The sequence below is a fragment of the Chryseobacterium vrystaatense genome, assembly GCF_000737765.1.
Lineage (GTDB): Bacteria > Bacteroidota > Bacteroidia > Flavobacteriales > Weeksellaceae > Chryseobacterium > Chryseobacterium vrystaatense.
The window spans coordinates 185,165-197,112 of sequence record NZ_JPRI01000004.1; the positions used below are offsets into that span (position 1 = coordinate 185,165).

Consider the following 11,948-nt stretch of genomic DNA (forward strand, 5'->3'; position numbering starts at 1 on the left):
GAATGCAATTCAAAAAAATATCTATATACAGCCTAAGTTTAGCGATTGTTCTATCTTCATGTTCCGGAAAAAAAGAAGAAGAAAAAACAATATACGAAAATAAAAAATTCGCCCAAAATAAAGACCATACTGTTCAGCTTTCGGACAAGCAGCTGCAGACAGTAGGAGTGACGACGACGATGATTCAGAACCGAAATATGGTAAAGCTGGTCAGACTGAACGGAAAAGCAGAGATTGCTCCTTCACATATGAGCTCGGTTTCCAGTATTATGGGCGGACATATCAAGTCTATCAATGTCATCAGCGGAAGCCATTTCAAAAAAGGGCAGGTCCTGGCTGTGGTGGAAGATCCGCAGTTTATACAATTGCAGCAGGATTATCTGGTTACAAAGGCACAGCTTGAATCTGCCAGACTCAACCTGAACCGTCAGAAAGATCTTAATACCAGTAAGGCGAGCAGTGATAAAACCCTTCAAACCGCACAGGCCGATTATTCTACATTGAACGCTACTTTAAAAGGACTGGAAGAAAAACTGAGGATCATCGGAATCAATGCCAGGGGGCTGAGTTCAGGGAATATCAGGAGCAGAATCAGTATTCATGCACCTTTCAGTGGATTTGTAAGTAAAATTACGGTTAATAACGGTCAGTATATCAATCCGGCTGACACCTTATTTGAACTGATCGATCCGGCAGGATTACTTCTTGAACTTAAAGTTTTTGAAAACGATGTCAATGATATCAAAACAGGACAGGAAATTGCAGTGTACAGCAATGAAAATCCTGATCTTAAATTAAATGCCAAGATTGTCAGCGTGGTTCCCAGCATTGAAAACGGAGGGGCAGCTATGGCGGTTGCTAAACTTTCGTCTGCCCATTCTGAATTCGTAAAAGGAATGTATATCAATGCAGAAGTAAGCATCAGCGGCCGTAATACTTTGGGACTTCCCAATGAATCGGTAGTTTCTTTCGAAAACAGAAACTATGTTTTTGAGGATCTTGGAAAAGGCAGTTATAAGATGATTCCGGTTACGGCAGGAATTTCTGATGACCAGTTCACAGAAATTCTGAAAGCAGATTTCCTAAAGGATAAAAAAATAGTACAGAAAGGGGCTTATAGCCTTCTGATGATGCTTAAGAACAAAGCGGAATAGAAGTTAGTATTCACAATAATAACCTGCGCTATCCGCCCGATCTGTAAGAGAAAATAAATCAGGATTTGTTTCTCAAAAAACTTTGCAGACCAGGCAGATAGCGCATCTTATATAAATATCAGAGATAACGATGCCGGTCTTCCCAAAAGGATGATATTTAACATATTTCCGATTTTAACAAGTATTATTTGATGCATAGCTAATATTAAAATGATAAATTTAGGTAATTAAACTCCATACGAAGCCGCTCATTTCAATAGAAACAGAAGAGGATTTCGGGATTTTGATTCCATTCTTAAAGAAAGAATTTTTATCTAAATAAAATGACACATAAACCGTTACACAATTTTCATATTCCAGTGATGGGTCTGGCGTATACCATAGACAGCCCGATCCGCGTTGCCCAGTATGGAATTTCTTCCGTAATTTCCATTATCGATGATGAGATCCTGGAAAAAATGAAAGGCTTTTATAACAAGAAATTTAATCTTGATTATTTAGGAATTTCAACAAAAACAGAAGATTACAGGGCCAAAAGAATTACCGCTTACCTGGACATGGTGGATGATATCGTGAATGAAAAATTTGAATCTTTCAAACAGGAAATCACCAAAAACAAGGAAGCTTTAAAAAACTTTATGGCCATACTGCCCAATACTTCTGATCTGAAAAGCGGACTTCAGAATCTGATCAGTCAAAAAGACAATCTGGGTTCAGGCATCAAAAATTTCATTGAATCCAATCTGAAACCCGGAAGTATCGACGTCAACATTATGACGAAAGTTGACAAAGACAACTACAAGAATGACGAGCAGCTTCCAGTGATGTTCAATGATGCCCATGCTTCGCTTCGTGGTTTTGCACAAAGTAAATTATCTTCTTCTATGGTCCTTTCTGCCGGGATGAACCCCCGTCTTTACAGCTATATTGAAGAATTTGATGATTTTTTTCCTGACCGGAACGGCATTCTGAAAAAGAAAATTATTCTGAAAGTAAGTGATTTCCGTTCAGCAATGATCCAGGGAAATTTTCTGGCTAAAAAAGGATTATGGATTTCAGAATACAGAATAGAATCCGGACTGAACTGCGGAGGTCATGCATTTGCTACGGAAGGCATGCTGCTCGGACCTATCATGGAAGAGTTTAAACAGAAAAAGAATGATCTGATCCAGTCTGCCCACGCACTAATGATCACTGCACTGGAACAGAAAGGAAAACATACGGTCTCTGAACCTTTGCCTATGAAAATTACGGTTCAGGGGGGAGTAGGAACTTCGGAAGAACATGAATTTCTGCTTGAAAACTATCTTGTAGACAGTGTAGGATGGGGATCACCATTCCTCTTGGTTCCTGAAGCTACTTCTGTAGATACAGAAACCAGAAATCTGCTTCTAAAATCAGGAGAAAAAGATTTTTATCTGAGTAACATGTCACCTTTGGGCGTTCCTTTCAACACCGTAAGAGGAACATCGAATGAATTATTAAAAGAAAAGAAAGAAGCTGCCGGAAAATACGGAAGTTCGTGTCCTAAAAAACTGTTGGCCCTAAGCAAAGAGTTTTCACCTCAGGGAACCTGTACCGCTTCTAAGAAGTATCAGAACATTAAGTTAAAAGAACTTCAGGCTGATCAGGAACTAACAGCTGAAGAATTTGGACGGAGAAAAACTGAAATTACAGATAAAGCCTGTCTGTGTGTAGGATTGGTGAATGCCGCTTATATAGAGCAAAACATGGAAATAAAAGGAGAAAAGCAGGGCGTAGTGATATGTCCGGGACCTAACCTTGCCTTTTTTGATAAGGAAGTTTCGCTTTCTGAAATGGTTAAGCATATTTATGGAAACGCTAATGTTCTTCCGGACAACCAACGTCCGAATATGTTCATCAATGAACTGAAAATGTATGTTGATTATCTAAAAAAAGAAATTGCCGGTTCTTCAGCACAGATTACCCATTCCCAAACAAAAAAATGGAATGCGTTCAAAAAAAATATACTGGAAGGTATCGAATATTATCACAACCTTTTTCAGACATCAACTTTCTTTAAAAGTGGATGGAAAACCATAGACCTGCAACTGCAGGAATACAAACTGATGCTGACAGCCATTGAGGTTCCTCAGGTTGAAAAGTAACAGTCTTTTTTTTAATTGATAGATCAAACAGCTTTCATCGCGAAAGCTGTTTTTGTATTTGATCTCCGTTCTGTTATTAAAAAAATGAGTAATAATAAGTGTTTTCATTTATAATAACTATAAGCCCTATGCTTATTTTGAATCTGAAATCCTCTCTTATATTCCGTACCTTAGATGTTTCTTAATATTTTAATTACAATTCATTTTTATGGAAAAACGGAAAATAAAAAATACTGATCTGTCGGTAGCACCTCTTAATTTTGGGGGAAATGTTTTCGGATGGACACTTGACGAAAAGCAGTCTTTTGATATATTGGATAAGTTTACAGATTCGGGATTCAATTTTATAGATACAGCAGACACCTATTCATGGTGGGTGAATGGCAAAGGAGGTCAGTCTGAGGAAATCATCGGAAAATGGATGAAAAGCCGTTCCAACCGTCAGGATATCGTATTAGCCACGAAGGTGGGATCCGAAACGAAAGAGCATGGTTTTGATATCAGCAAAAAACATATCCTAAAGTCTGTGGATGAGTCTTTACAGAGATTACAGACCGATCATATTGATCTTTATTATACTCATTTTGATGATAACATTACCCCGGTAGAAGAAACACTTTCGGCGTATGACGAGATCATCAAAGCCGGAAAAGTACGGTATATTGCCGCTTCCAATCTTTCTCCGGAACGTTTGAAAGCATCCTTTGAGGCCTCAGAAAAAAATAATCTTCCAAAGTATGTTGCATTGCAGCCTCATTATAATTTAATGGAAAGAGAAGGTTTCGAAAAAAATTATGCTCCATTGGTAGAAGAGTTCGATCTAAGTGTATTTTCCTATTGGTCATTAGCAGCAGGTTTCCTTACAGGAAAATACCGTACAGAAGCAGATCTGGGCAAAAGCCAGAGAGGTGAAGGCGTAAGAAAATATCTGAATGACAGAGGTCTTGAAGTGCTGAAAGCTCTGGATAAGGTTAGTGAAAAGCACCAGACCACACAGGCAACCGCTGCTTTAGCATGGCTTCTTGCCAATCCTTTAATCACAGCACCTATTGTAAGCGCAACCAGCGCTTCTCAGCTGGATACTTTATTCAATGCTCCAAAACTTGTTTTGGACCAGGAAGATATTGAACTGCTTAATCAGGCAAGCAACTGATTTAATCTTAAAAAGTTCATTTTAAATACACAATATCCGTTCAGCAAAACTGAACGGATATTTTTGTTATTTTTGGTGGTTGAAAAATTAGTCAGAATACTCTTTTAAAAGCTGTCTGTAGCTCATCAGAATAGATGATTTGGAGATAAACCCTACAAAATCATTATTTTCGCTGGTAACGGGAAGATTCCACACTCCGGTATCATCAAAGACCTGAAGAATCTCCAACGGTTTATTTTCGCGGTAAATAACTGCCGGTGGTGCTTTCATAATCTGAGCTACGGTTTGCGGGTTATCTATTTCCTTATTAAAAAGATAGGGACGGATGTCATCCAGAGTCAGAATCCCCTTCAGTTTTCCAGCGTCATCTGTTACAGCAAAAACATTTTTATTTCCATTTTTCACCTGTTCAAACAGTTCAGTGACAGATGCATTTTCATTGATGGTCTCAGAATATTTGTCGATAAAATCCTCTGTTCTTAAAGCAAAAAGAAGGTTCTTATCATGTTTATTAGTGAATATTTTCCCCTGATCGGCAAGAGATTTCAATTCCGGAGAAATCGGGGAAAACCATTTGGCAATAAGATAGGAGATAATGGACACAATCATTAACGGTATAAAAAGATCATACCCAAAACTGGATTCGGCAATCAGAAATATAGCGGTAAGCGGAGCATAAAGTACACCGCTCATGGCTCCTGCCATTCCCACCAGAACAAGATTCGTTACCGGAACATCTGTAAATCCGATATGCTGGCAGACCAAAGCAAATAAATAACCGACTGTACCACCTGCAAAAAGAGAAGGAGCAAAATTACCGCCATTACCTCCGCTGAATATCGTAAAAGATGTCGCGAAGGCCTTTAAAAGACAGACCAGCACCAAAAAGATAATAATGGTCCATTCGCCGATTTCAAAATACCTGAAAAAACTGTTTCTGATGATGGAATGCGTATTTCCGTTTGTAAATGCTTTTACGGTCTCGTAACCCTCTCCAAACAACGGAGGAAAAAGAACGCACAGTAATGATAATACCAAACCTCCGAACATTGCCTTACGCATCCTCGAAAGCTGGAGTCCTTTGATAAAGTGTTCTACTTTTTGGGAAATGACCACAAAATATCGGGCATAAAGCCCGGTTACAATGCCGAGGATCAGATAATACGGGACATTTTTATAATTAAAAGGTTCACGGGTATAAAACCTGAAAAGCACATCCTCCTGAAGCAGAATTCTCGACAAAAGACTTCCGCAGACCGCCGCTACAACAAGAGGAATAAAGTCTGTAAAAACAACGCCTGTAAGAAGGATTTCAAAGGCAAACATGATTCCGGCAATCGGAGCATTGAACGCGGATGCGATACCTGCCGTAGCACCAGCTGCCAAAAGGAGTGTCCGTTCTTTATAACTGAGCCTGTACGTCTGAGCATAATTGGATCCGATCGCGGCACCAGTAACCGCTATAGGGCTTTCCAGTCCTGCAGAACCACCAAGGCCAACCGTCACCGCACTCTGAATGACCTGTGAGTACATTTTTACCGAAGCTACAATACTTGAATTCTGGGCAATTTCATACAGAATGGCACCAATCCCTTTTCTGTCCTGGCCTTTAAACAAAGTAATTACGATACCTGTCGTGAGCACAATTCCCAAAAAAGGAAAGACAATATAAAAGAGAATCTGATATTCAAAATGGATATGGGTAATAAAATTGTGAATCGTGTGCACCAGTGTTTTCAGAATCACTCCTGCAAGGCCAGCTGTACAGCCAACCAGAATTCCGGAGAGGACAAGAAACTGGTTTCTGCTGAGCCTGTTGTTCAGCCAATGAAGGATGAGTTCATAGCTTCGCGCCTTTTCCAGTCCGTACTTTTGAAAGTCTCTTTTAAATTTTAGAAAGCTTAAATATTTTTTTTTATTGTGAATTTTCACCTGGGAACCAATTTTAAAACCGTAATGGTTTCGTAAATTTATGAAATATCTTTATAAAAAATTGACCTCTGAAGGGCAAAAAAACCTTTTTCAACCATACAACCATTTGTTATCAAGTTGGTTAAGTGATTTTAAATATTTCTCACCTTTTTTTATGGGAGGCCATATGTTAACATTCCAGCGTCACACTGACAGGATTTTTACTCCTATGGTTTTTACTTCCAAATAATCTTCAGACGGCCTCTGCACGATGTTTGCATCTGATAAAAGATCAACACATAAATACAGTCATATGAAAACAGACGTTTTAACAGAAAAATACAGGTTAGGAATAGGAGGAGTTGCTATTGGAACCGCCTTCGAAAATATAACTGATGAAGAATCCCAAAAGATTCTGCAGACCGCATGGGATTTGGGAATCCGTTATTACGATACCTCTCCGTGGTATGGCCTTACAAAAAGTGAAAGAAGATTTGGCCATTTCCTGAAAGATAAAGACCGTAATGATTTTATATTTTCCACCAAAGTCGGAAGGCTGTTCCATGAAGTTCAGGAATCCGAAGTTCCCCCTACGATGTGGAAAAAACCGCTGAACTACGATTTTAAACATGACTATACCGCGGATGCGATCAAAAGATCCGTTGCAGAAAGCCTTCAGAGAACCGGACTCAATCATATTGATATCGTTTATGTTCATGATTTATCGGAAGATCAGGTAGGAGACCGCTATCCCTATTTTTTGAAACAGGCCAGGGAAGGTGCGTTCAAAGTACTTTCCGAGCTTCGTGATCAGGGAATTATCAAGGCATGGGGTATGGGAGTCAATAAGATTGAGCCAATTTTAGACTGTATTAATTCTGCGGATCCGGATATCTGCCTTTCTGCCACACAATATTCAATTCTTGAACACGAAGATGCTGTTGACAGGCTGCTTCCGGCTGTAAAAAAAGCAGGAGTAAAGTTAGTTTCCGGTGCAGGATATAACTCGGGATATATTGCCGGAAGGGAAAGGTATAATTATAAAGATGTAATTCCCAAAGGAATGCATGAAAAAAGGGCAAAAATAACTGATATCGCCAGAAAATACAACACAGATATTGTACATGCTGCCCTGCATTTTGTACTGGCATCTGATGAATTTGCAGCGATCATTCCCGGAGCCAGCAAATCAGAGCAGGTCAAAGATAATATAAATGCACTTGAATCAGTGATTCCAGCGGATTTTTGGAACGAATTAAAGGCTGAAGGACTCATCTATGAAAAAGCACAGGTTCCCGGCCATTAAAAGCAGAAATAATTTTTATACTTTTAATAAATCATTCAATCTATTTCTATGATTCGCAGACAGATTATTCGGGTTATTCTGATACTTTCAGTTTTTACTGTTCTTTATTCCTGCAGTGATAAAAAAGCAGAGGGCCTCAAAGAACTCCTTGATAAAAATGAATCACAAGTCTCCGCCATGTTGATTGGTGAAAAGGGCTTTGAATCTGCCAAACTGGAGCATCTTATCGCCCGAGATTATACAAAAGCCCTTAACATCATTGAAAAAGAGGAAGCTGAATTCAATAGGATCATCAAAGAGATTAAAAACGTAAATACGGATGGTATTAAAATGGGAAAGGAGGTCCGGCAGACATCCATCGATTATTATCAGGCTCTGAAAGATCTTTTCATGTTCTCAAGAAAGGAAATAAAACAGGAACAGCTTATGCGTTACGGAAAATCTGATAAAGAAATATACGAAGCACAGGACCAGATGACTGAACTCGGCCGGCAGAAACAGCAGTTGTATCAGAAAGTTTTTAAAGCAGATGAAAAACGTTTTATGGTGCAAAAGCAGTTCGAGACTGAAAATAATCTGGATTAATACCCATCTATAATGACACCCGGTACAAAAAACCTCTCATCATGAGAGGTTTTTGTGTATATGAATCAGACGACTTTTGCTTTTCGGATAATCTTTGCCAGCAGATTGGGGAAAAATCGTTTTAGATATGCTCCCATGATTTCCCTTCCGCCAATAGAAGCCTGGTTTTTCTTTCTTTCTATCACAGAAAGCATTTTTCGGGCAAAAACATCAGCAGGCATTCCTTTCATTGTCGCATCATCCATTGTTCCCTGTGCAGAGCCATTACCCGTAACTGCATTAATTGAAACATTGGTCTGTATGAAACCCGGACAAATGAGGGTTACCAGGATTTTCTTTGTAAATAATTCAGCACGGAGCGAATCAAAAAATCCGTGAAGTGCATGTTTTGCCGCGGCATAACTGCTTCGCAACGGAGACCCGAAAACACCCATTAAACTGGTTACCACAGCAATATGACCGCCTCCACTGCTGATCATATAAGGAAGTACAGCTTTGGTAAGTGCTACTGTTCCGAGAAAATCAACATCCATTAAACGCTTATCCACTTCTATATCAGTATCTATGGCCAGCGAACGCTGTGAAAGACCTGCGTTATTGATCAGGATATCGATTTTTCCAAATTTTTCTATTGCTTCTTCCACGATATCCGGCATCTTTTTATAGGCTTCCAAATCTAAAGGTATTACAGCAAAACGGCTCTTATCAAGCCCGGCCTTTTCTGCAACGGCTTCCAGCTGGGTTTTATTTCTTGAAGAAAGAATAATTTTCGCACTGCTGTGAAGAGCCAGTTCTTTAACAAGAGCTTCCCCAATTCCTGATGAGGCTCCTGTGATCCAAACTACTTTATGATCAAAATATCTGCTCATATTTATTTTTATCTAAGATTTAATGGCGGCTATAAAACTCACTGTTAAGCTCTTAATGATTTGAAATTCCGGCAATATGTTTTCCCGCCGTCATTCCTGAAAAAATACATCCTCCGAGAAATGTTCCTTCCAGTGCACGATAGCCATGCATACCGCCGCCACCAAAACCTGCGGCTTCTCCTGCTGCATACAGACCTTCAATAACACTGTCGTCTTCCCTTAAGACCTGCCCATTGAGATTGGTTTTAATTCCGCCTAACGTTTTTCGGGTAAGAATATGGAGACGCACAGCGATAAGAGGTCCATTGTGAGAATCTAATATTTTATGCGGAGCTGCAACCCGACCCAGCTTATCACCCAAATAATTTCTTGTATTTCTTATGTAATTAACCTGGGTGTCTTTTGAGAACTTATTGTCCAGTTCACGGTCTCTGGCTTCGATCTGAGCCTTTATTTTGTCATAATTTAAAAGATTTTCTCCGGAAAGCTGATTCATTCTTTCTACCAGATCTTTCAGATCATCAGAGACGATAAAATCTTTCCCGTGTTCCTTAAAAGCTTCTACCGGCCCCGGTGCTTTTTTTCCAAAGATTCTTTTTAAGAAAAGTCCATAGTCTTTATTTGTAATATCCGGATTCTGTTCCGATCCTGACAGTGCAAATTCTTTTTTAATAATTTTCTGCGTCAGGATAAACCATGAATAAGAAAACCCTGTATCCTGTATATGTTTCAGGGTTCCCAACGTATCAAATCCAGGCAGAAAAGGGGCGGGGAGACGGTTTCCTTTAGCATCGAACCAAAGAGAAGACGGGCCGGGCAAGATCCTGATACCGTGCTTCGGCCATATCGGGTTCCAGTTTTGTATCCCCTCTGTGTAATGCCACATCCTGTCAGGATTAATAATATGTGCCCCAGAATTTTCTGCAATGCCTATCATTTTTCCGTCCACATAAGCAGGCACACCGCACACCATATTTTCAGGAGCCTTTCCTAATCTTTCCGGCCAGTTTTTTCTTACCAGCTCATGATTGGCTCCTATTCCTCCGGATGCAACAATGATATGAGGAGCATGATACTCAAACTGAGAAATGACATTTCTGTTGGTAGCAGCGCCTCTTTCCCGATTGTCATTTTCAAGAATATCTCCTTTGAGACCTTTAACTTTACCATTTTCCAAAATCAGATCCGTAACTCTGTGCCTGAATTTCATCTGCAAAAGACCCTTTTCTCTGGCCTGGTAAGCTTTATCAACAAAAGGCTTTATAACGCCTGTTCCGGTTCCCCAGCTGACATGAAAGCGGGGAACAGAATTTCCATGACCGGTTGCTGAACCGTCGCCTCGTTCTGCCCAGCCTACCATAAACATCAGCTTGATGCCCAGTTTAGATATATAACTGTACTTTTCATAGGCTGCGAATTTCAAATAAGCTTCCGCCCATTTTCGGGGCCAGTAATCCTCTTTACGGTCAAAACCGGCAGTCCCTTTCCAGTCCTGAAGGGCAAGTTCATAAGAATCTTTAATTCCCATCCTGCGTTGTTGTGGAGAATTGATCAGAAACAGTCCTCCAAATGACCAGAAAGCCTGCCCACCTATATTCTGTTCTGTTTCCTGATCCAGTAGAAGCACTTTTTTTCCAACATTGGTAATTTCCATTGCAGCTGTTAGTCCTGCTAACCCTGTCCCTACAATAATAGCGTCAGGCCGGAATTTTTCTTCCATTGTATGATTTGCTTTTGTTTGTACTTGTATGAGATATTCTACAATAAATATATAAAATATTTACAATCAGATCAGTAAAAACAGGTAAAACATCACTATGCTCATCATAGAGCTGATGCCTAATTTCATATCTTTGTTAAAAATAGAAAAATGAAATACCTGTTTATCATGGCCTGTATGGTTTGCTCCATGTTCAGCCAGTTCTCTGCCCAGCAGACACAGGATCCATGGAATGAAAGCCAACTGATGGATCCTGCACTTTTAGCATCAAGAATTACAGCCAATAAAGCAAAAGATGTGATTATTATTTCTGTAGGTCCGGAAGCTGTTATCAAAGGTTCTGTAGATATCGGTCCAACCCATGAGCCTGAAAATCTCGAAAAATTAAGAAACTATCTTAAAAATATTCCCAAAGGAAAAGAAGTGATCATTTACTGTGGATGCTGTCCATTCGTTAAGTGCCCGAATATTCGCCCGGCCTTTAAGCTGCTGCAGGAAATGGGATTCAAAAATGCGAAACTTTTAAATCTGCCCAAAAACATTAAAGTGGACTGGCTGGATAAAGATTATCCTACCAATGATTAATATGAAAACTTTCTTCACCTTTCTTTCTGTATTGATTCTTACAGGATATACAGCAGCACAGCAAACCAAAATAGAAATCGGACAGCAGGCTCCGGAAATCAATCTTTCAAAAACGGACGGCAGTTCATTTTCTCTCTCATCACTAAAGGGAAAAGTAGTTCTCATCGACTTTTGGGCCACCTGGTGTGCGCCATGCGTTGGCGAACAGCCCGAACTGAAAACTTTATACCAGACCTTTTCTGAGCAGGTAAAAGGGCAGGAGTTTGAAATCTTGGGAATTTCCCTGGATAAAAATAAAGAAAGCTGGCAGAAAGCCATAGACCGTTTCAGTATCAACTGGATTCAGGTGAGTGATCTGAAATTTTGGAAAAGTCCTGTGGCAAAAGCTTACGAGATTGAGGAACTTCCCTTTAATGTGATTATAGATGGTCAGGGAAATATTATTGCTAAAAATTTGCACGGAACGAACCTGGAGGATTTTCTGAAGACCTATTTCAATACAAAAAACAAAAGTGTTTCAATGAACTGATAGGGGA

General features: G+C 39.7%; 10 protein-coding genes. 7 read left to right on the forward strand and 3 right to left on the reverse strand.

Annotated elements, in window-relative coordinates:
* Positions 1–2: 2 nt before the first annotated feature.
* The 3 genes from IW16_RS12820 to IW16_RS12830 all read left to right on the forward strand — a co-directional run bounded on the left by IW16_RS12820 (position 3) and on the right by IW16_RS12830 (position 4,436).
* Entirely contained in the window at positions 3–1,154 is a 1,152-nt protein-coding gene (locus IW16_RS12820) for an efflux RND transporter periplasmic adaptor subunit (RefSeq protein WP_051890200.1), read from the forward strand.
* Between the two features lie 323 nt (positions 1,155–1,477).
* Positions 1,478–3,283: a hypothetical protein gene (locus tag IW16_RS12825; protein ID WP_034744846.1), complete on the forward strand. Its 1,806-nt coding sequence runs from the start codon at positions 1,478–1,480 to the stop codon at positions 3,281–3,283.
* Between the two features lie 208 nt (positions 3,284–3,491).
* Entirely contained in the window at positions 3,492–4,436 is a 945-nt protein-coding gene (locus IW16_RS12830; protein ID WP_034744850.1) for an aldo/keto reductase, read from the forward strand.
* An 87-nt stretch (positions 4,437–4,523) separates the two neighbouring features.
* Here the strand turns inward: IW16_RS12830 and IW16_RS12835 are convergent, their stop codons facing one another.
* The gene (locus IW16_RS12835; protein ID WP_034744853.1) at positions 4,524–6,368 is read right to left on the reverse strand and encodes a chloride channel protein; all 1,845 of its coding nucleotides are present in this window, start codon (positions 6,366–6,368) and stop codon (positions 4,524–4,526) included.
* A gap of 292 nt (positions 6,369–6,660) precedes the next feature.
* Between IW16_RS12835 and IW16_RS12845 the strand changes: the two genes are divergently transcribed.
* Together IW16_RS12845 and IW16_RS12850 are read left to right on the forward strand one after the other, a co-directional pair.
* A complete protein-coding gene (locus IW16_RS12845) occupies positions 6,661–7,653 on the forward strand; it encodes an aldo/keto reductase (RefSeq protein WP_034745314.1) in 993 nt (330 codons plus the stop codon).
* Between the two features lie 48 nt (positions 7,654–7,701).
* On the forward strand, positions 7,702–8,238 hold the full coding sequence (locus IW16_RS12850; protein WP_034744857.1) for a hypothetical protein: 537 nt from the start codon (positions 7,702–7,704) through the stop codon (positions 8,236–8,238).
* Positions 8,239–8,303: 65 nt separating this feature from the next.
* Here the strand turns inward: IW16_RS12850 and IW16_RS12855 are convergent, their stop codons facing one another.
* Positions 8,304–9,107 carry an SDR family oxidoreductase gene (locus tag IW16_RS12855; protein WP_034744859.1) on the reverse strand — a complete coding sequence of 268 codons (804 nt, stop codon included), beginning with the start codon at positions 9,105–9,107 and terminating at the stop codon, positions 8,304–8,306.
* A 52-nt stretch (positions 9,108–9,159) separates the two neighbouring features.
* Positions 9,160–10,827, reverse strand: coding sequence for an FAD-binding dehydrogenase (locus tag IW16_RS12860; protein ID WP_034744862.1), 1,668 nt, complete (start codon positions 10,825–10,827; stop codon positions 9,160–9,162).
* Between the two features lie 150 nt (positions 10,828–10,977).
* On the opposite strand from IW16_RS12860, the gene IW16_RS12865 reads away from it, so the two are divergent.
* Together IW16_RS12865 and IW16_RS12870 are read left to right on the forward strand one after the other, a co-directional pair.
* Positions 10,978–11,412 carry a rhodanese-like domain-containing protein gene (locus IW16_RS12865; protein ID WP_034744863.1) on the forward strand — a complete coding sequence of 145 codons (435 nt, stop codon included), beginning with the start codon at positions 10,978–10,980 and terminating at the stop codon, positions 11,410–11,412.
* A 1-nt stretch (position 11,413) separates the two neighbouring features.
* Complete coding sequence (locus IW16_RS12870) at positions 11,414–11,941, forward strand: TlpA family protein disulfide reductase (protein WP_228376938.1); 528 nt, start codon at positions 11,414–11,416, stop codon at positions 11,939–11,941.
* The last annotated feature ends 7 nt before the right edge of the window (positions 11,942–11,948 follow it).

Coding starts and splice junctions, on each gene's coding strand:
- IW16_RS12865 (WP_034744863.1), top strand. CDS start 10,978: ATGAAATACCTGTTTATCATGGCCTGTATGGTTTGCTCCATGTTCAGC.
- IW16_RS12850 (WP_034744857.1), top strand. CDS start 7,702: ATGATTCGCAGACAGATTATTCGGGTTATTCTGATACTTTCAGTTTTT.
- IW16_RS12830 (WP_034744850.1), top strand. CDS start 3,492: ATGGAAAAACGGAAAATAAAAAATACTGATCTGTCGGTAGCACCTCTT.
- IW16_RS12845 (WP_034745314.1), top strand. CDS start 6,661: ATGAAAACAGACGTTTTAACAGAAAAATACAGGTTAGGAATAGGAGGA.
- IW16_RS12825 (WP_034744846.1), top strand. CDS start 1,478: ATGACACATAAACCGTTACACAATTTTCATATTCCAGTGATGGGTCTG.
- IW16_RS12855 (WP_034744859.1), bottom strand. CDS start 9,107: ATGAGCAGATATTTTGATCATAAAGTAGTTTGGATCACAGGAGCCTCA.
- IW16_RS12870 (WP_228376938.1), top strand. CDS start 11,414: ATGAAAACTTTCTTCACCTTTCTTTCTGTATTGATTCTTACAGGATAT.
- IW16_RS12820 (WP_051890200.1), top strand. CDS start 3: ATGCAATTCAAAAAAATATCTATATACAGCCTAAGTTTAGCGATTGTT.
- IW16_RS12860 (WP_034744862.1), bottom strand. CDS start 10,827: ATGGAAGAAAAATTCCGGCCTGACGCTATTATTGTAGGGACAGGGTTA.